Origin of the sequence: Hydrogenophaga luteola, assembly GCF_042648585.1 — a bacterium.
GTDB lineage: Bacteria > Pseudomonadota > Gammaproteobacteria > Burkholderiales > Burkholderiaceae_C > Hydrogenophaga > Hydrogenophaga luteola.
Genome location: NZ_JBHRXX010000010.1, coordinates 13,676 through 32,419, shown reverse-complemented (window position 1 = coordinate 32,419; position 18,744 = coordinate 13,676). Strand labels below are relative to the sequence as shown.

Here is an 18,744-nt window from a genome sequence, read left to right as displayed (position 1 = left end):
GGCCTGTTTTTACCGCAGCGGGGCGAGGTGCTGCACCAGCTCGCCCATGTGGTGCAGCACCCGTGCCACCGGCATGCCGTCGAAGGCTCGGCCGTCGCCGTACTGGCAGTAGCCCCAGACGGTGGCACCGGCGGTCAGGCCCGCCTGCGCGCCGGTGGCGGTGTCTTCGATCACGAGGCAGCGCGTGGGGTCCACGCCCAGGTGGGCGGCGGCGGCGAGGTAGACGTCGGGGTGCGGCTTGGAGCGTGGCAGGTCGTGACCGCTGAAGATGCGGTCTTCGAAATACCGCGCCATGCCGGCCATGCCGATCTGCATCACCACCTTGGGCCGGTCGGCGCCGGAGGCGCAGGCGATGCGACCCGCGGTGTGGCCGTGCGCGGCAATGACCGCGTCCAGCGCACCCTGCACCGCCTGAAGCTCGGCCATCAGTCGCTGGTTTCGGCGCTCATAGAACGCGCGCATCCACTCTTCGGTGAGCGGCTTGCCGGTCTCTGCTTCGATGAGGGCGCGCTGGTCGCGCACCGCGCGGCCGATGAAGTGGTGTTCGCATTCGGCGGGCGTGAGCGCCCAGCCGGCCTCGTTGAGCATCTGGCGCAGCACGCCGTTGGTGATGGGCTCGCTGTCCACGAGCACGCCGTCGCAGTCGAACAGGACCGCGTCAAACTGTTTCATCAATGCATTTCTCCGTCAACGTAATACCAGCGCCCGCTCTCGCGCACGAAGCGGCTGGTCTCGTGCAGGCGCACACCGCGGCCACCCACGCGTGAACGGGCGACGAACTCAACCTCGGCGTGGTCGGCGTCGATCACGCGGTGCCGCTTCACCTCCAGCCCCAGCCACTTCTGCCCCTGCTCCAGCGCGAGCCGGGCGGGCCGGGTGCTGGCGTGCCAGCTGGCTTCGAGGTAGGCCACGCGGCCGAGCACGAAGGCGCTGTAGCGCGAGCGCATCAGGCTCTCGGCGTCGGGCGCCGGGGTGTCGTGGTCAAGGTAACGGCCGCAGCACTGCGCGTAGACGAGCACCTTGCCGCGCGCATCGGTGCGACCGCAGGGGCAAACCTCGGTCTGCGTCACGTTCATCCGCGCGCCGCCTTGCTCGCGGCCTTGTGGGCCTCCAGCGTTTCGGTGGGCGCGCCGGCCTTCACCCAGGCACTGAAGCCGCCATCGATGTGCGCCACGTTGGTCATGCCCATGTCTTTCAGTGCCTTGGTCGCCAGCGCACTGCGCCAGCCGGCGCCGCAGAACAGCACGAACTCCTTGCTCTCGTCGCCGAACACCGGCTTGAAGTACGGCGATTCGGGGTCGACCCAGAACTCCAGCATGCCGCGCGGCGCGTGCACGCAGCCGGGCACCGTGCCTTCGCGCTCCAGCTCGCGCGGGTCGCGGATGTCGACGATCTGCAGCGTCGGGTCGCTGCCCATGCGGGCGCGCACCTGTTCGACGCTGTAGGTGGTGATCTGCGCGTTGGCTTCGTCGACGAGGGCGCGAAACCCCTTGGTGATCGGCATGGTGCTGTCTCCTGTCCGGTGGGTGCGAAAAGGCCATCGTAGCGCGGCGTGCACGGTGGCCCTCAAGCTGCTAGGGTGTGGGCCGCAAAGGAGATTGTCATGCCCGATCTGTCCGCTTTTCCCATCACCCGCAAGTGGCCCGCAGAGCACCCCGACCGCCTGCAGCTCTACAGCCTGCCCACGCCCAACGGCGTGAAGATCTCCATCATGCTGGAGGAGTGCGGCCTGCCCTACGAGGTGCACCGCGTGAGCTTCGATACCAACGACCAGTTCACGCCCGAGTTCCTGTCACTCAACCCGAACAACAAGATCCCGGCCATCCTGGACCCGAACGGCCCCGGCGGCCAGCCGCTGGCGCTGTGGGAGTCGGGCGCGATCCTGGTGTACCTGGCCGAGAAGACCGGAAAGTTCCTGCCTTCCGACCCGGCGCGCCGCTACGAGACCTTGCAGTGGCTGATGTTCCAGATGGGCGGCGTCGGCCCGATGTTCGGCCAGGTCGGTTTCTTCACCGTCTTCGGCGGCAAGGACTACGAAGACAAACGCCCGCGCGACCGCTACACCGGAGAAACCAAGCGCCTGCTGGGCGTGCTGAACCAGCGCCTGAAGGGCCGCAGCTGGATCATGGGCGACGAGTACACCATCGCCGACATGGCCATCCTGCCCTGGGTGCGCAACCTGGTGGAGCGCTACAAGGCGGGCGAACTGGTGGGCTACAGCGAATTCACCGAGGTGCAGCGCGTGCTGGCCGCCTTCGTGGCCCGGCCTGCCGTGGCCAGGGGCCTGGCGATTCCGCCAGCGCCGAACTGAGCGCCGGAAGTGAAGCCGGTGGCGCCGGCTTCACTTCCTCCAGAAGGCGCCGGTGAACAGCACCAGCACCGTCAGCAGTTCCAGCCGGCCCAGCAGCATCGCGAAGCTCAGCACCCAGATCTGCACATCCGAGAGCACACCAAAGTTGCTGGCCGGCCCCACCAGGCCCAGCCCCGGGCCGATGTTGTTGACGGTGGCGACCACGGCCGAAAACGCGGTCACGATGTCCAGCCCGGTGAACAGCAGGACCATGGTCAGGCCCATGGTCACCGCCCCGTAGATCAGCATGAAGCCGAAGGTGGCGTTCATCACCGACGGTGGCAGCACCGCGCCGCCCAGCGTCACCGGGTTGACCACGCGCGGATGGATGATGCGCACCAGCTCGCGCCGCGCCTGCTTGATCAGCAGCACCATGCGGACCATCTTGATGCCGCCCCCGGTCGACCCGGCGCAGGACACGAAGGTGCCCAGGAACATCAGCATCACCGGCGCGAACACCGGCCAGGCCGAGTAGTCGGTGGTGGCGTAGCCGGTGGTGGTGGCCAGCGACAGGACATGGAAAGCGCTGGTGCGCAGCGCCTCACCCGCATCGCCAATGACCCCGTGCGCCAGCAGCATGGCGGTGAGGACTGCGATCGACACCAGCAGCACTCCCAGGTAGGTGCGGATTTCGCGATCGTTGACGATGGGGCGCAGCGAGCGGCTGCGGATGACGATGAAGTAGCGCAGGAAGTTGATGCCTGCGAGCGTCATGAACAGCGTCGCCACCCACTCGACCGCAGGCGACTGGAAGTACCCGATGCTGGCGTCGTGCGACGACAGGCCGCCCAACCCCATGGTGGTGCACATGTGCATGAAGGCGTCGGCCCAACCCATGCCGGCCCAGCGGTAGGCCAGCAGGCAGGCCACGGAAAACCCGAAGTACACGCCCCACAGGCCGCGCGCGGTCTCCGAGATGCGGGGCGTGAACTTGGCTTCCTTCATCGGCCCCGGGGTTTCGGCCTTGTAGACCTGGTAGCCGCCCAGCCCCAGCATGGGCAGCACCGCCACCACCAGCAGCATGATGCCCAGCCCGCCCACCAGCTGCAGGAAGCAGCGCCAGACATTGGCCGAGACAGGCAGTGCGTCCAGCCCCGACAGCGCCGTCGCGCCGGTGGCTGTCAGCGCGCTCATGGCCTCGAAGTAGGCCTTGGTCCAGGTGATGTCGGGCACGGTGTACATCAGCGGCACGGCGGCGTAGACCGGCAGCACCATCCAGACCAGGTTCACCAGCAGGAAGCCATCGCGCGCCTGAAGCTCGCGCCGATGGCGGCGGGAGACCGCCCAGACCAGCAAACCACTGACCGCCGTCAGCGCGAAGCCCCCCTCCCAGACCAGGGTGTGGTGGTGCGCATCCAGGAACCAGGCCCAGGCCAGCGGCACCAGGAAGGTGAAGGAGAACGCGAACAGGATGCGCGAGAAGATGTTGAGGACCGGCAGCAACATGGCACCGCCTCAGCCGAAGAACGTGGCGCTGACCTGGAACAGCTTTTCCACTTCGCGCACCAGGCGCTTGTTCGGGATGAAGATGATCACATGGTCGTCGGCCTCGATCACCGTGTCGTGGTGCGGCATCAGCACCTGCGAGCTCCGGCCCTCGCCGCGCACGATGGCGCCGAAGCGGGTGCCCTTGGGCAGGCGGACCTCGTCAACCCGCCGCCCTACCAGTTTGGAGGTCTTGATGTCACCGCGCGCGACGCCTTCGAGCGCTTCGGCCGAGCCCCGGCGCAGGCTGTGCACCGCCACCACGTCGCCCCGGCGCAGATGGGTCAGCAGCTCGCCGATGACGGCGTGCGAGGGCGAGACCGCGATGTCGATGGTGCTGCCCTGCATCATGTCGGCATAGGCCCGCCGGTTGATCAGCGACAGCACCCGGTTGGCCCCCAGCCGCTTGGCCAGCATGGCCGACATGATGTTGTCCTCGTCGTCGCTGGTCAGCGCCAGGAACAGGTCCATGTCGCCCACGTTCTCTTCCAGCAGCAGGTCCTCGTCGGCGCCGTCGCCCTGGAGGATCAGCATGTTCGACGGCAGCTGGCTGGCAAGGTACTCGCAACGGCGCTTGTCGCGTTCGATGATCTTCACCTCGCACTGGCCGACCAGGCTGCGCGCCAGGCGCAGTCCGACCCTGCCACCACCGGCGATCATCAGGCGCTGCACCGGTTTGTCGATGTTGTGGATCGCGCCCAGCACAAAGCGGATCTTGTGCGTGTCGGCGAGCACGAAGACCTCATCCCCGGCCAGGATACGGGTCGCGGGCGTCGCCTCGATCTCGGTGTCCTGCCGGTAGATGGCCACCACCCGCATCTCGGCCTGCGGGAAACGACCACGGAACTCGGCGATGCTGTGGTTGACCAGCGCGCTGCCCGTCGTGGCGCGGACCACGATCAGGCTGGCGCGGCCGTCGGCGAACTCCAGCACCTGCAGGGCTTCGGGGTAGCTGATGAGCTGGTGGATGTAGCGCGTGACCGACTCCTCCGGGCAGATCACGTTGTCCACCGAGAAGCCGTTCTTGCCCAGCAGCGCGTCGCCCTCGACAAACTCGGGCGAACGCAGGCGGGCGATGGTGGTGGGCACGTTGAACACGTCGTGCGCCACCTTGCAGACCACCAGGTTGGACTCGTCGGCCGCGGCGCAGGCGATCACCATGTCGGCGTCGCGCGCGCCCGCTTCCTGCAACACGGAGGGCTGGATGCCGTTGCCCACCACGCCGCGCAGGTCGAGCTTCTCTTCGAGCAGGCGCAGCCGGACAGGGTCCTGGTCGATGACGGTGATGTCGTTCTGCTCGGACACCAGGCTCTCGGCCACGCTTTCACCGACGCGGCCGGCGCCCAAAATGATGATCTTCATATTCCGATGGTAGCCCCCCTGCGCCGCTTCGCGGCTTCCCCCCGGAGGGGGACGCTCCCTGTGGCCCGGCGAAGCCGGTTCCACGGGAGCCCTGGATCAGGCACTTCGCGCCGGAGGAGGCTCGCGCCTACAGCGCTCGCTGGATGATGATTTTTTGAACGTCGCTGGTGCCTTCGTAGATCTGGCACACGCGCACGTCGCGCCAGATGCGCTCGACCGGGAAATCGTTCACGTACCCGTAGCCGCCCAGCGTCTGGATGGCCGCGGAACACACCTGTTCGGCGGTCTCGCTGGCGAACAGCTTGGCCATGGCGGCTTCCTTCAGGCAGGGCCGGCCGGCGTCGCGCAGGGCGGCGGCGTGCCAGATGAGCTGGCGGGCAGCCTCCAGCTTCGTGGCGCACTCGGCCAGGCGGAAGCCCACGGCCTGGTGGTTGAAGATAGCCGTGCCAAAGCTCTGGCGCTCCTTGGCGTAGGCGATCGCCACGTCCAGCGCGCTGCGCGCCATGCCCACGCTCTGCGCTGCGATGCCGATGCGCCCGCCTTCCAGTGCGGAGAGCGCGATCTTGTAGCCCTCGCCTTCCTGGCCAATCAGGTTCTCGGCCGGGATGCGGCAGTTGTCGAAGTTGATCTGCGCGGTATCGCTGCTGTGCTGGCCGACCTTGTCTTCCAGCCGCGCGACCACGTAGCCCGGGTTGTCCGTGGGCACCATGAAGGCGCTCATGCCCTTCTTGCCCGCGCCCTTGTCGGTCACGGCGATGACCACCGCCGCCTGGCCGTTCTTGCCCGAGGTGATGAACTGCTTGACGCCGTTGATCACGTACTCGTCGCCCTCGCGCACCGCCGTGGTCCGCAGGCCCGACGCGTCGGAACCCACGTGCGGCTCGGTCAGGCAGAAGGCGCCCAGGATGTCGCCGCGTGCCGCGGGCACCAGCCACTGCTGTTGCTGCGCGGGTGTGCCGTACTTCATCAGGATGGCGTTGTAGGGGCAGTTGGTCACGCTGATGGCCGTGCTGGTGCCGCCGTCGCCAGCCGCGATCTCTTCCAGCACCAGGGCCAACGTCAGGTAGTCCAGCCCGGCGCCGCCCAGCTCCTCGGGCACACAGATGCCGTAGGCGCCAAGCTCGGCCAGGCCCTGGTGCACGTCCTTCGGGAAGTGGTGTTCCTTGTCCCACCGCGCGGCGTTCGGCCACAGCTCTTCCTGTGCAAAGCTGCGCACGGCGTCGCGAATCATCTCCTGGTCTTGGGTCAGCAGCATGGCTTGTCTCTTCGGGTGAATGCGTATCGAAAAAAGCTCACCAGGACGTGGCGCGGCGCCCGTCGTGGTGGATGAGTTGTCCGTTGTCCTTGGGCGTCAGGCTGGCGAGCACGGCGCGCAGGCCACGCACGCTGGCCTCGGCGGTCAGCGGCGCCGCGCCACCGCCCATGTCGGTCTGCACCCAGCCCGGGTCCAGCGCCACCAGGGTGGCCTTCGGGTAGTCGAAGCGCGCGCTGCTCACGGCCATGTTCAGCGCCGCCTTGCTCACGCGGTAGAGCCAGCTGTTGCTTCCCGGCACCGGGCCGATCTGGCTCATGGCAGAGGAAAGGGCACCGAACGCACCGCCCGCCGCCTCGACCATGGGCATGACTTGCGGCAGCACCTGCATCAGGCCCAGCACATTGGTGTGCATGAGGTGGTCGAAGGCCTGCTGCGTGGGCGGCGAGGTCGCGTTGCCGCGGTCGATCACGCCGGCCACGTACAACGCCACATCGATCTCCTCGCCATCGAGCTGCCAGGACAGGCCGCTCACGCTGGCGGGGTCGGCCACATCCACACGCAGTGCTTCGGCCCCCAGATCCCGCAAGCGCGCCAGCCCCTCGTCGTCACGCACCGTAGCGATCACGCGCTCGCCCGCCGCGCGGTACTGCCGAACGAATTCCAGGCCGAGACCGCGCGAGGCGCCGATGACGAGGACAGTGGCCATCAGAGCAGCTCGACCGCCATCGCCGTGGCTTCACCGCCGCCAATGCACAGCGTCGCCACGCCCTTCTTGCCGCCGCGCGCCTGCAGCGCGTGCAGCAGCGTCACCAGAATGCGCGCGCCCGAGGCGCCGATGGGGTGGCCCAGCGCGCAGGCGCCGCCGTTGACGTTGACCTTGTCGTGCGAAATGTCCAGCTCGGTCATCAGCGCCATGGGCACTACAGCGAAGGCTTCGTTGATTTCCCACAGGTCCACGTCGCCCACGGACCAGCCGGTCTTGGCCAGCAGCTTCTGCGTGGCGCCCACGGGCGCGGTGGCGAACCAGTTGGGTTCCTGCGCGTGGGTGGCATGGGCCACGATGCGGGCCAGCGGCTTGAGGCCCTGGGCCTTGGCGGTGGATTCGCGCATCAGCACCAGCGCGGCGGCGCCGTCGTTGATGGACGACGACGATGCGGCGGTGATGGTGCCGTCCTTCTTGAAGGCAGGCTTGAGCGAGGTGACCTTGTCGAGCTTGACCTTGCCCGGGCCTTCGTCCACCGAGACCACGCGCTCGCCGCTGCGGTCCTTGACCGTCACGGGGGCGATTTCCTTGGCGAAGGCACCGCTCTCGGTGGCGGCCTTGGCGCGCGTCACCGAGGCAATGGCGAAGGCGTCCTGCTGCTCGCGGGTGAAGCTGTACTTGGCGGCGCAGTCTTCTCCGAAGGTACCCATGCTGCGGCCGGGTTCGTAGGCGTCTTCCAGACCGTCGAGCATCATGTGGTCGTAGATCTTGTCGTGGCCCATGCGGTAGCCGCCACGGCCCTTGAGCATCAGGTAGGGCGCGTTGGTCATGCTCTCCATGCCGCCCGAGACCATCACGGTCGCGCTGCCGGCCAGCAGCATGTCGTGCGCGAGCATGGTGGCCTTCATGCCAGAGCCGCACATCTTGGACAGCGTGACGGCGCCGGCCGACAGCGGCAGACCGCCCTTGAGCGCGGCCTGGCGCGCGGGCGCCTGGCCCTGGCCGGCCATCAGGCAGTTGCCAAACAGCACTTCGTCGACAAGGGCCTTGTCCACGCCGCTGCGTTCGACCGCGGCCTTGATGGCCACGCCGCCCAGGTCGTGGGCGGACAGGCTGGCGAAGTCGCTCTGGAACGAGCCCATGGGGGTGCGGGCGGCGCCGACGATGACGACAGGATCGGTGTTGCTCATGTAAATCTCCTTTGAAAAGTCAGTCCAGAAGCTCTTTGTGCGCCTGCGCGCGGAAACGCCGGGCACGTTCGTAGGGGAACACGTCGTAGACGTGTCCGGCGGCGATGCGTTCCTTGTGTGCCTGCCAGAACGCCGGGTCCAGCAGGTCGGCGTGGTGCTTCATGAAGTCTTCGCGCACCAGCGGGTTGCCCAGCAGGAAGGGTCCGAAGGTCTCGGGGAAGACGTCGTGCGGGCCGACCGAATACCAGACCTCGCCCGACATTTCGTCTTCCTCGTTGCGCGGTGGCGGCACGCGGCGGAAATTGCAGTCGGTGATGTACTCGATCTCGTCGTAGTCGTAGAACACCACCTTGCCGTGGCGCGTGATGCCGAAGTTCTTCCACAGCATGTCGCCCGGGAAGATGTTGGCGGCCACCAGGTCCTTGATGGCGTTGCCGTACTCAACCACGGCCCGGGTGATCTGTTCGCGCGCGCGCCGCAAAGAGACATCCTGGACGTCAGGCGTCTGCAATACGTCGAAGGCTTCCTGCAGGTAGATGTTGAGCGGGATCATGCGCCGCTCGATGTAGCAGTGCTTGAGGATGACCTCGGTGGTGCCGTCGCCGTCGCGGTCGCTGATCTCCAGCTGGCTGGGCGCGAATTTCTGGATCTCGGCGATCAGCTCGTCGGTGAAGCGGTCGCGCGGGAAGCCGACCTCGGAAAACTCCAGCGTGTCGGCCATGCGCCCCACGCGGTCGTGCTGTTTCACCAGCAGGTACTTGCCGCGGATCTGTTCGCGCGTGGTGTCCTTCTGCGCCGGGTAGAAGTCCTTGATGACCTTGAACACGAAGGGAAAGCTCGGCAAGTCGAACACCAGCATCACCATGCCCTTGATGCCAGGCGCGATGCGGAACTGGTCCGTGCTGTGCCGCATGTGGGCCAGGAAGTCGCGGTAGAACAGGGTCTTGCCCTGCTTGGCCAGGCCCAATGCGTTGTAGAACTCGGCGCGCGGCTTGCGCGGCATCAGGCTGCGCAGAAACTGCACATAGGCGCTGGGCACCTCCATGTCGACCATGAAGTAGGCGCGCGCGAAGCTGAACAGCATCAGCAGGTCGTCTTCGCCGAACAGCGCGGCGTCGATCACCAGGCGGCCGTTGTGGTCGTGCAGGATCGGCAGCGCGAACGGCACCTCCTGGAAGCCGTTGATGATCCGACCGACCACGTAGGCGCCCTTGTTCCGATAGAACAGGCCCGACAGCGCCTGGATCTGGAAATTGGCGCGCAGCTTGTAGTGGTCGAAGCGCTGGCGCATGGCTTCGAGCACCAGGCCGGCGTCGCGCCCGAGGTCGTCAAAGGGCACGCGCAGGTCGAAGTCCTCGATCATGCGGCGCACCTCGGCGCGCATGGTCTCGTGCGTCGGGTAGTAGCTGCGGTAGGTGGGCAGCGCCTTCGGCTCGTCGTTCTCGATGTACTCGGTGGACACCGCAGGCCGCACGAAGATGAAGTCGTTCTGGAAGTAGGCGCGCTTGAGGATCTTGGTCGTGACCGAGTTGAAGAAGGTCTCGGCCAGTTCGGGCTGGTGATGGTTCACCAGCAGGCCGATGTAGTGCAGCTTGACCTGTTCCCACACCGCCATGGGCTGTTGGTCGGCCTTGAACTCCTTGACCAGGCGCTGCAGGCACTCGCGCACCCGCAAGTCGTAGAACTCGATGCGGTCGCGCTGCGCCCGCTGCTGGGCCGGCCAGTCGCGCGACTCGAAGCGGTGCTTGGCGCGCGCGGACTCAGCGCGGAACAGGCGGTAGTGGCGGTTGAACCCGTCCATCATCGCTTTCGCGATGTCGTAGGCCACGGTCGAGTCCAGCCGCTGGGGGAACATGGCCTGCAGGCGCCTCAGGTTTCGGCGCGCGGGTATCGCTTGAGCGCCGAGCGGAAGATGGGCATGACCTCCTCACGATTGCTCATGCTCACGCCCAGGTCCTTGACCAGACCGTCCTTGAGGCCGTAGCACCAGCCGTGCACCGACACGTTCTGGCCGCGCGCCCAGGCGTCCTGCAGCACGTTCGTCAGCGCCACATTGCCCACCTGCTCGATCACGTTCATCTCGCACAGCACGTCTTCCTGCACCGCCACGGGCAGGTGGTCCAGGCGCTTGCGGTGGCGCATCTTCACGTCGTGCACATGGCGCAGCCAGTTGTCGGCCAGGCCCACACGCGCGCCACGCAGCGTGGCCAGCACACCGCCGCAGCCGTAGTGCCCCACCACGAGGATGTGCTCGACCTTGAGGTACTCGACAGCGAACTGGATCACCGAGAGCGCGTTGAGGTCGGAGTGCACCACCACGTTGGCCACGTTGCGGTGCACGAACACCTCGCCCGGCTCCAGACCCGTGATCTGGTTGGCCGGCACGCGGCTGTCGGAGCAGCCGATCCACAAATACTTGGGGGTCTGCTGCTGCGCCAGCTCCTGGAAATAGCCAGGGCGCAGGCGCTCGGTTTCGGCGGCCCAGCGGCGGTTGTTCTCGATGAGGGTCTGGATGGATGTACTCATGCGGCGATGTTACCCATCACCGCTTCGCACGCCACCCTGTTCGCGAAGCGATCGCCTACTGAAAAATGCGCCCGCCCGCCCCGAACATGGCGAAGTCCACATAGCTCGACGCCGCACGCTTGTTGTCGCTGAAGTCGAGCACAAAGCCGCCAACATCCACCGACCGGGCCGCATTCAGAGCATCCGTCACGCGACCCGGTGTCGGATCTCCGATGCCTTGCAGCACCCGGACCAGTGCCTTCGCCGCGATAAAGCCCTCCATCGAGCGGGAGCGGATGTCGGCATCCTTGCTGGCGGCCTTGAGCTGCTGATACTCCCGAACCACCGACAAGGTGGTGCTCTGGGCGAGCGGCGTCACCACCGAAAAGGCATAGCCCCTGGCACGGTCTGGCCCCAACTCGCCGAGCACCGCGTCTGTATCGATCACCGAGAGGCCGTACAGCGTGCCCTTGCCACCAGCTGCCTTGTACTGGCGAACAAATGCAATGGCTGGAGCCGTGGTCGCGGCCAGCAACACCGCCTGAACATTCGCAGCCACGAGCTCCGAGACCGCCCTCTCCACAGCAACCGTGTTGCGTGCATAACCACTGCGCGCCGCGATGTCGATGCCATGCTTCCGAGCGGCAGCCTCCGCACCGGCAATCACGTCTTGACCGAAGGTGTCGTCCTGGAACATCAAACCAACACGCGTGAGCCCGTTGGTGGACAGTTGCTTGAACAGGTGTCCGACTTCGTCGTGGTAGCTGGCCTTCACAACGTGGATGTTGGACGCCTGCACGATGCTGTTGGCCCCAGAACTCGCCCCCACCACCGACAGTCGCGCCGACTGCAACACGCCGTCCTTGTGCAGAGCCTCCAGATTGGCCGTGCCGATGGTGCCCATCAAGGCCACCGGGGATTCGGCGGCGATCAGCTCCCTGGTCAGCCGCACGGTTTCTTCCGGTTTCTGCCCGTCGTCGCGAGTCACCAGTTTCAGGGGGCGTCCATTGATACCACCACGCGCGTTCACAGCCTCGAAGCACAGCTTGATCCCCGCGTGAATGGCCTTGCCGGACACCGCCTGCGGTCCACTGAAGGGGGCCACCTGACCGACCACCAGGGGATTGTTGGCCAAAGCGTTTATAGGCCATGCGGTCGTTGTCGCACACGCGGCCATCCAGCCAAGGGTTTTGCGTCGTCCGGCATTCAGCGGACGACCGTTTTCGATCGACAAAAAAATCTCCATCTGGGTGCCGACGGCACCCTTGTGGAGGAATCGTAGCGAAAACCAAGGGTTAACCCTTAAATAACAACATCAAACCCGCCGAATGGATAGAACTTTCAACCGAACGGCCAAACAGCTCAGCAGGTTTCGGCGAACAGCTCGCGGCCGATCAGCATGCGGCGGATCTCCGACGTGCCGGCACCGATCTCGTACAGCTTGGCGTCGCGCCACAGGCGACCCAGCGGGTACTCGTTGATGTAGCCGTTGCCACCGTAGATCTGCACGCCCTCGCCCGCCATCCAGGTCGCCTTCTCGGCGGTCCAGAGGATGACCGAGGCGCAGTCTTTGCGCACCTGGCGCACGTGCTCGGTGCCCAGCAAATCGAGGTTCTTGGCCACGGTGTAGGCGAAGCTGCGCGCGGCCTGCAGCACGGTGTACATGTCGGCCACCTTGCCCTGGATCAGCTGGAACTCGCCGATGCTCTGGCCGAACTGCTTGCGGTCGTGGATGTAGGGGATCACGTTGTCCATGACCGACTGCATGATGCCCAGCGGCCCGCCGGTCAGCACCGCGCGTTCGTAGTCCAGCCCGCTCATCAGCACCTTGGCACCATTGTTCAGGCCGCCCAGGATGTTCTCGGCCGGTACCTCGACGTCCTGGAACACCAGCTCGCCCGTGTGGCTGCCGCGCATGCCCAGCTTGTCGAGCTTCTGCGCGATGGAAAAGCCCTTCATGCCCTTCTCGATCAGGAAGGCGGTGACGCCACGTGCGCCCATCTCCGGTTCGGTCTTGGCGTAGACCACCAGGGTGTCGGCATCCGGGCCGTTGGTGATCCACATCTTGCTGCCGTTGAGCAGGTAGTAGCCGCCCTTGTCCTCGGCCTTGAGCTTCATGCTGATGACGTCGGAACCGGCACCCGGCTCGCTCATGGCCAGCGCCCCCACGTGCTCGCCGCTGATCAGCTTCGGCAGGTACTTGGCCTTCTGCGCGTCGGTGCCATTGCGGTTGATCTGGTTCACGCACAGGTTGCTGTGCGCGCCGTAGGAGAGGCCCACCGAAGCGCTGGCGCGGCTGATTTCCTCCATGGCCACCATGTGGGCCAGGTAGCCCATGTTGGCGCCGCCGTACTGCTCGGGCACGGTGATGCCCAGCACGCCCAGCTCGCCCATCTTGCGCCAGCAGTCCATGGGGAACTGGTCGCTGCGGTCGATCTCGGCCGCGCGCGGGGCGATCTCGGCCTGTGCGAAGTCGCGCACCGCGTCGCGCAGGGCGTCGATGTCTTCTCCGAGCTGGAAATTGAGGCCGGGCAGGTTGGTCATGAGGGTCTCCGTGGGACGTTAGATGCGTTGAGGGGGTCAGTAGGTCTTGGGCACGGGCACCAGGGTCTGCTGCATCACGGCGCAGTCGGTCCGCTGACCGTCGGGGGCCACGTGCACCACCTCGGCGGTGGTGACGATGATGCGTTTGCCGCCGCGCACGACGCGGCCGGTGGCCTGCAGCTCGCCGCCCTGGAAGGCCGCGAGGAAGTTGATCTTGTATTCCACGGTCGTGACTTCCATGCCCTCGGGCGCCACGGTCAGGGCCGCGTAGCCACCCGCGATGTCGGCCAGCGCGCCCATGGCGCCGCCATGGAAGCCGCCCTGCTGCTGCGTCACGCGGTCGGAGTACGGCAGGGCCAGCGTCACCATGCCCGGCGCCACGGCCAGCAGGCGCACGCCCAGCTGCCGCATCATTCCCTGGCGGTCCAGACTGGTCTGTACGCGCTGGCGCAGGGCCTCATGGTCGGGTGTTGTCTCGCTCATGGTTTTTGATTTACGTTTACGTAAACGTCAATTATGACCGACACCACCGGAAGGCGGCAAGCCCGCGGTGGCCACACGGGCAGTGCAGGCGTTCTTCGGACGATGTCAGCCCCGGGCCAGCCCGTTGAAGAGCCGCCGGAACGCTTCGCGGTAAGGACCGGGCGCCTCACCCTGCGCGATGGCCAGTGCCGCCCGGTCGAATGCGGCGGAGAGCAACACGGTCAGCTCGTGCAGCGGCACCGGTTCACGGGCCGCGCCGAGCAACTGGTTCAGCCCCTCCTTCAGGGCGAGCGCGCCGGCGCGCTCACTCAGCGCCATCACCTGCGCGGGCGACAGCACGGAGGGCGCCTCCACCAAAAGCAGCCGGGCGCGGCCCGGTTGCCCCATGGAGGAGAAATAGGCCTCCGCCCCCGCCAGCAGTGCGTCGATGGGGCGCTCGTGGTGGGCCGAGCCCCGAGCCACATCGTCCGCCACCTCCTGCGCCAGCTGCTCGGCGACCGCCAGGAACAGCGCCGTCTTGTCGGCGAAGTGGTGGTAGAGCGCCCCCCGCGTCAGCCCGGCGGCCGCCACGATGTCCGGCGTGCCCGTGGCGGCGTAGCCGCGGCTGACAAACAGTTCGCGCGCCGCAGCCAGCAGGGCCGCACGGGTGGTGTCGGTGCGCTCGGCCTGCGAGCGACGAACGGCAGCAGCGGGTCTTTGCATACATACAGCCTGTATGTTAGATTGAAGATACATGCAGATTGTATGTATCTAACCGGAGCAGCGACATGAAGATCACCCAGTACTACCCCGTGCTCATGACCGACCGCGTCGAACCGACGGCACAGTTCTATGAACGGCATTTCCGTTTTGTGCGCCAGTTCAGCAGCGACTGGTACGTGCACCTGCAGTCGGCCGACGATCCCTCGGTCAATCTCGCCATCCTCGACGGCGACCACGGCAGCATCCCGGCGGGCGCACGTGGTGGCCGGGCCGGCGGGCTGCTGTTGAACTTCGAGGTGGCCGACGTCGATGCCGAATACGCCCGCGCACAGTCCGCGGGGCTCGACGTGCAGCTGGTCCTGCGCGACGAGGCCTTCGGCCAGCGGCACTTCATCGTGCGCGATCCCAACGGGGTGTTGATCGACGTGATCCAGCCGATCCCGCCGAGCCCCGAATTCCTGGCGCAGTACGCCGACGGCGCGGCGGCGGCCCCACCGGCCTCCGGACTCAGCGGCTGAACCAGAGCGCGATCAGCCCCAGCGTCGCCGGCACGGCCTGGACAAACAGGATCTTGCGGCTGGAGGTGGCCGCGCCGTACAGGCCGGCCACCAGAATGCAGGCGAGGAAGAAGACCTTCACGCCGAAGCCCTCGTCGCCCAGCGAGAGCCCCCAGAACAGGCCGGCCGCAAGAAAGCCGTTGTACAGCCCCTGGTTGGCCGCCAGCACCTTGCTCGCGGCCGAAAACTCCGGCGTCAGGCCAAAGGCCTTGCGGCCCTTGGGCGTGTCCCAGAGGAACATCTCCAGCACCAGGATGTAGACGTGGATCAGCGCCAGCAGGGCGATGATGGCGGTGGCAACGAGGCTCATGAAGCGACTCCGGCAACAGATGGAGCCGCCGAGTCTAGGCCTTGTCGGCCTTCTCCACCTTGGCCAGCAGCGCCCGCGCCTCTTTCTCGTGCACCTTGACCTCGTCGAGGTTGGCCACCAGGTCGGCCAGCTGCTCTTCGAGCTGGCGCTTGTGGTCAGCCAGCACGGTGAGGAACTTGCGCAGCTGCGGCCCGGTGTCGCGCGGGCTGTCGTACATGTCGATGATGTCCTTGGCCTCGGTCAGCGAGAGCCCCAGTCGCTTGGCGCGCAGCGTAAGTTTCAGACGGGTGCGGTCGCGCGCGCTGTAGACCCGGTTGCGGCCGCCCGGCCCTTCGCGCTGCGGCTGCAGCAGCCCCATGTCTTCGTAGAAGCGGATGGCGCGCGTGGTCAGGTCGAACTCGCGCGCGAGGTCGCTGATGGAGTAGGTCGGGTTGGTCGCCATGGTGGTCGCAGGGGGTGTCGGCTTTCGGACAGCGGCGGCGGGGATCGCTCCCTAGAATGCCTCGCATCTTGACGTTTACGTCAACGTCAGTTTAACGGAAGCTTTTCAGGAAACACCCGTGACCCCACCCTCCAGGGACGCGCTCGAAGCCCGTCTGCACTACCCGCTGGGCGATGCCCTGCCCCCGTCCGGCGGCGCCATCGCCGTGGCGCCCGGCGTGAAGTGGGTCCGCATGACCCTGCCCTTCGCGCTGGACCACATCAACCTCTGGCTGCTGCGCGACCGGCTGGACGGCCGCGAGGGCTGGACCGTGGTGGACACCTGCATCGCACGCGACGAGGCGAAAGCGCAGTGGGAGCAGATCTTCGCGCATGAACTCGACGGCCTGCCGGTGCTGCGCGTGATCGTCACCCACATGCACCCGGACCACATCGGGCTGGCGCAGTGGCTGTGCGAGCGCTGGAGCACGCCCGGTCACGATTGCCGGCTCTGGATCAGCGGCACCGACTACCACATGGCCCGCATCGGCTCGCGCAGCACCACGGGCTTCGGTGGCGACGGCGCAGCAGCTTTCTTCCGCGCCAACGGCCTGCTCGACGCCGACGCCCTGGAGAAGATCCGCGCCCGCGCCGGCTACTACCCCGGCCTGGTGCCCGGTGTGCCCGCCCAGTTCCGGCGCCTGATGGACGGGCAGGAGGTGACCATCGGCGGCCACGGCTGGCGCTGCATCGCGGGCTACGGTCACGCGCCCGAACACATGGCGCTGCACAGCGGGGCACTGGGCGTGCTGATCAGCGGCGACATGGTGCTGCCGCGCATCAGCACCAATGTCAGCGTCTACGACGTCGAGCCCGAGAGCGACCCGCTGGCGCTGTTCCTCGACTCGTTGCTGTGCTACCTGCCCCTGCCCCATGACACGCTGGTGCTGCCCTCGCACGGCAAGCCCTTCACCGGCCTGCACGAGCGCATCCGGCAGCTGCAGGAGCACCACGACGAGCGGTTGGCCGAGGTGATGGCGGCCTGCGCCCGCGAGCCGCACAGCGCCTGGGAAATGATCCCGGTGCTGTTCCCCCGGCCGCTGGACCTGCACCAGAGCACCTTTGCATTGGGCGAATCGGTGGCGCACCTGCACCGGCTGTGGTTTCAGGGCAGGCTGCAGCGCGCGCGGGATGCCGAAGGCGTCTGGCGCTTTGCGGCCGGCTGACCTCAGTCGCCCAGCGGCACAGCCACCCGCTTGAGCGCCTGGCGCCGGTCCAGGTGGTCGGGCATCACGCTGGCGACCACGTCCCAGAACTGCGGGCTGTGGTCCATGTGGCGCAGATGACTCAGCTCGTGCACCACCACGTAGTCGATCATCTCGGGCTTGAGGTGGATCAGCCGCCAGTTCAGGCGGATGGTGCCGTCGGCGCTGGCGCTGCCCCAGCGGGTGCCGGCGCTGGACAGCCGCAGCCTGCTGTACGACACGCCCAGCTGCGGCGCAAAACGGTCCAGGCTTTCGCTGAACACCTGCTGCGCCTGCCGCATCAGCCAGGCCTGCGCGGCGTCTCGGATCTGGACTTCGGTCGCGGTCCGGGCCAGCCCCAGCCGCAGCACCGGCAGGGCATCCCCCTCGCCTGGTTCCAGCGCCGCTCCAGCCTTTGCAAACGCATGGGCCGAGTCCAGCACCAGCCGCACCCGCTGCCCCAGGAAGTCGAACTCCGCGCCGTCGGCCCAGATGGTCCTCGCGCGCTCCAGCGCCCCGGCGCGCTCGCGCGAGGCGCGCAGCTTGTCGAGCACCCAGCCCGATTTTTCCTGGATGAAGGCCTCCACCTCACCGACCGTGGTCCAGCGCGGCGCGCGCACGCTCAGCCCGTCCGGCCCGACCGACAGGCCGATGGTGCGGCGCTTGCCGCGCTTGAATTCGTAGCCCACCTCGCAACCGGCCAGCCGCACGCGGCGGTTGGCGCGCGGGTGGTGCCAGGTCCCCGGCTGGAACACCGCCGACATCGGCTCGGCCGGGGGCGCGTCGTCGCGCGGCGCCGGTTCCATCGTTTGCGGCGGCGGGACCACCGGATCGGGTCCGGTCAGGAAATCAAGCGCCAGCTGGACGAAGCGCTGCATGGGTCGGGTCAGCCCTTGGCGTAGGCCTCGGGATCAAGGCGATGCATCTCGCCCTCGATCCAGTCCTCGACCTCTTTCATCAGCTCGTCGGCTTCGCGCCCCTGGCTGGGGATCGGCTTGCCGATCGAGAACTCCACCGTGCCCGGCTTCTTGATGAAGGCCTTGCGCGGCCAGCACTTGGCCGAGGTCACGGCGATTGGGATCACCGGCGCGCCGGTGCGGATCGCCAGGCGGGTGCCGCCGGTCTTGTAGATACCCTTTTCGCCGCGGGCGATGCGCGTGCCCTCGGGAAACATGATCACCCAGGTGCCCTGGTCGAGCAGGCGCTGGCCTTGCTGCACAACCTTCACAAAGGCGCGCGCGCCGTCCGCGCGGTCGATGTGGATCATGTCCATGCGCGCCATGGCCCAGCCGAAGAACGGCACCTTCAACAACTCCTTCTTGAACACGAAGGCCAGCGGGTGCGGCATCAGCGCCGCCATGCTGAAGGTTTCCCACAGCGACTGGTGTTTGACCAGCAGCACCGCTGGCGCGGTGGTGCCGACCGGCAGGTTCTCATACCCGATGACCTTGTTGCGGATGCCCAGGATCACCGTGCCTCCGTCCACCGCGAGCTTGAGCCAGCGCGCGCACATCCAGTAGATCTGCGTGCTGTTGAGGAAAGGTGCGGCAATCACCACCGCCAGCGCCCAGGGCACCACGGTCACCACCATGAACAGCATGTGGAGCACCGAACGCAGGAAGTTGATCAGGATC

At 67.0% G+C, this 18,744-nt stretch carries 21 protein-coding genes; 3 read left to right on the top strand and 18 right to left on the bottom strand.

All coding sequences use genetic code 11. The features are described 5' to 3' along the window. Positions 1-9: 9 nt before the first annotated feature. From ACFOPI_RS21990 to ACFOPI_RS21980, 3 genes are read right to left on the bottom strand one after another with little or no spacing between them, the layout of a single operon-like run. Positions 10-672, bottom strand: coding sequence for an HAD family hydrolase (locus ACFOPI_RS21990; RefSeq protein WP_382178873.1), 663 nt, complete (start codon positions 670-672; stop codon positions 10-12). After that, positions 672-1,076, bottom strand: coding sequence for a YchJ family protein (locus ACFOPI_RS21985; RefSeq protein WP_382178870.1), 405 nt, complete (start codon positions 1,074-1,076; stop codon positions 672-674). The genes ACFOPI_RS21990 and ACFOPI_RS21985 overlap by 1 nt, the downstream gene beginning before the upstream one ends. Continuing rightward, positions 1,073-1,504 carry a rhodanese-like domain-containing protein gene (locus ACFOPI_RS21980; protein WP_382178867.1) on the bottom strand — a complete coding sequence of 144 codons (432 nt, stop codon included), beginning with the start codon at positions 1,502-1,504 and terminating at the stop codon, positions 1,073-1,075. Before ACFOPI_RS21980 ends, ACFOPI_RS21985 begins: the two co-directional genes overlap by 4 nt. Positions 1,505-1,603: 99 nt before the next feature. On the opposite strand from ACFOPI_RS21980, the gene ACFOPI_RS21975 reads away from it, so the two are divergent. Further along, positions 1,604-2,311 carry a glutathione binding-like protein gene (locus tag ACFOPI_RS21975; protein WP_382178864.1) on the top strand — a complete coding sequence of 236 codons (708 nt, stop codon included), beginning with the start codon at positions 1,604-1,606 and terminating at the stop codon, positions 2,309-2,311. Positions 2,312-2,341: 30 nt separating this feature from the next. Here the strand turns inward: ACFOPI_RS21975 and ACFOPI_RS21970 are convergent, their stop codons facing one another. The 11 genes from ACFOPI_RS21970 to ACFOPI_RS21920 all read right to left on the bottom strand — a co-directional run bounded on the left by ACFOPI_RS21970 (position 2,342) and on the right by ACFOPI_RS21920 (position 14,579). Next, a complete protein-coding gene (locus ACFOPI_RS21970) occupies positions 2,342-3,796 on the bottom strand; it encodes a TrkH family potassium uptake protein (protein WP_382178861.1) in 1,455 nt (484 codons plus the stop codon). Positions 3,797-3,805: 9 nt separating this feature from the next. Further along, positions 3,806-5,197, bottom strand: coding sequence for a Trk system potassium transporter TrkA (trkA, locus tag ACFOPI_RS21965; protein WP_382178858.1), 1,392 nt, complete (start codon positions 5,195-5,197; stop codon positions 3,806-3,808). A 127-nt stretch (positions 5,198-5,324) separates the two neighbouring features. Then, positions 5,325-6,452: an acyl-CoA dehydrogenase family protein gene (locus ACFOPI_RS21960; protein ID WP_133157752.1), complete on the bottom strand. Its 1,128-nt coding sequence runs from the start codon at positions 6,450-6,452 to the stop codon at positions 5,325-5,327. 37 nt (positions 6,453-6,489) lie between these two features. Next, complete coding sequence (locus ACFOPI_RS21955; protein WP_382178855.1) at positions 6,490-7,158, bottom strand: SDR family oxidoreductase; 669 nt, start codon at positions 7,156-7,158, stop codon at positions 6,490-6,492. Next, the gene (locus tag ACFOPI_RS21950; RefSeq protein ID WP_382178852.1) at positions 7,158-8,345 is read right to left on the bottom strand and encodes an acetyl-CoA C-acyltransferase; all 1,188 of its coding nucleotides are present in this window, start codon (positions 8,343-8,345) and stop codon (positions 7,158-7,160) included. The genes ACFOPI_RS21955 and ACFOPI_RS21950 overlap by 1 nt, the downstream gene beginning before the upstream one ends. A 19-nt stretch (positions 8,346-8,364) precedes the next feature. After that, complete coding sequence (aceK, locus tag ACFOPI_RS21945) at positions 8,365-10,200, bottom strand: bifunctional isocitrate dehydrogenase kinase/phosphatase (RefSeq protein WP_382178849.1); 1,836 nt, start codon at positions 10,198-10,200, stop codon at positions 8,365-8,367. Between the two features lie 14 nt (positions 10,201-10,214). Beyond that, positions 10,215-10,871, bottom strand: coding sequence for a carbonate dehydratase (gene can / locus ACFOPI_RS21940; protein ID WP_382178846.1), 657 nt, complete (start codon positions 10,869-10,871; stop codon positions 10,215-10,217). 55 nt (positions 10,872-10,926) lie between these two features. After that, complete coding sequence (locus ACFOPI_RS21935; protein ID WP_382178843.1) at positions 10,927-12,084, bottom strand: ABC transporter substrate-binding protein; 1,158 nt, start codon at positions 12,082-12,084, stop codon at positions 10,927-10,929. A gap of 128 nt (positions 12,085-12,212) precedes the next feature. After that, positions 12,213-13,394 carry an isovaleryl-CoA dehydrogenase gene (locus ACFOPI_RS21930; protein WP_382178840.1) on the bottom strand — a complete coding sequence of 394 codons (1,182 nt, stop codon included), beginning with the start codon at positions 13,392-13,394 and terminating at the stop codon, positions 12,213-12,215. Between the two features lie 36 nt (positions 13,395-13,430). Then, positions 13,431-13,877 carry a PaaI family thioesterase gene (locus tag ACFOPI_RS21925; RefSeq protein WP_066155340.1) on the bottom strand — a complete coding sequence of 149 codons (447 nt, stop codon included), beginning with the start codon at positions 13,875-13,877 and terminating at the stop codon, positions 13,431-13,433. Positions 13,878-13,982: 105 nt separating this feature from the next. Next, positions 13,983-14,579 (bottom strand): TetR/AcrR family transcriptional regulator, encoded by a 597-nt coding sequence (locus tag ACFOPI_RS21920; protein ID WP_382178836.1) that lies wholly within the window; start codon positions 14,577-14,579, stop codon positions 13,983-13,985. Positions 14,580-14,644: 65 nt separating this feature from the next. Between ACFOPI_RS21920 and ACFOPI_RS21915 the strand changes: the two genes are divergently transcribed. Beyond that, positions 14,645-15,097, top strand: coding sequence for a VOC family protein (locus ACFOPI_RS21915; protein WP_382178833.1), 453 nt, complete (start codon positions 14,645-14,647; stop codon positions 15,095-15,097). On the opposite strand, the gene ACFOPI_RS21910 is transcribed toward ACFOPI_RS21915, so the two are convergent. Both ACFOPI_RS21910 and ACFOPI_RS21905 read right to left on the bottom strand, forming a co-directional pair. Then, complete coding sequence (locus tag ACFOPI_RS21910) at positions 15,087-15,446, bottom strand: DUF1304 domain-containing protein (protein ID WP_382178830.1); 360 nt, start codon at positions 15,444-15,446, stop codon at positions 15,087-15,089. The two genes, ACFOPI_RS21915 and ACFOPI_RS21910, sit on opposite strands and share 11 nt — an antisense overlap. Before the next feature lie 34 nt (positions 15,447-15,480). Next, complete coding sequence (locus ACFOPI_RS21905; protein WP_382178827.1) at positions 15,481-15,888, bottom strand: MerR family transcriptional regulator; 408 nt, start codon at positions 15,886-15,888, stop codon at positions 15,481-15,483. A gap of 118 nt (positions 15,889-16,006) precedes the next feature. Here ACFOPI_RS21905 and ACFOPI_RS21900 point away from each other — a divergent pair, with 118 nt between their 5' ends. Continuing rightward, entirely contained in the window at positions 16,007-17,092 is a 1,086-nt protein-coding gene (locus ACFOPI_RS21900) for an MBL fold metallo-hydrolase (protein ID WP_382178824.1), read from the top strand. A gap of 2 nt (positions 17,093-17,094) precedes the next feature. On the opposite strand, the gene ACFOPI_RS21895 is transcribed toward ACFOPI_RS21900, so the two are convergent. Continuing rightward, a complete protein-coding gene (locus tag ACFOPI_RS21895) occupies positions 17,095-17,988 on the bottom strand; it encodes a M48 family metallopeptidase (protein ID WP_382178821.1) in 894 nt (297 codons plus the stop codon). An 8-nt stretch (positions 17,989-17,996) separates the two neighbouring features. Further along, the gene (locus ACFOPI_RS21890) at positions 17,997-18,737 is read right to left on the bottom strand and encodes a lysophospholipid acyltransferase family protein (protein WP_382179805.1); all 741 of its coding nucleotides are present in this window, start codon (positions 18,735-18,737) and stop codon (positions 17,997-17,999) included. Between the last annotated feature and the right edge of the window lie 7 nt (positions 18,738-18,744).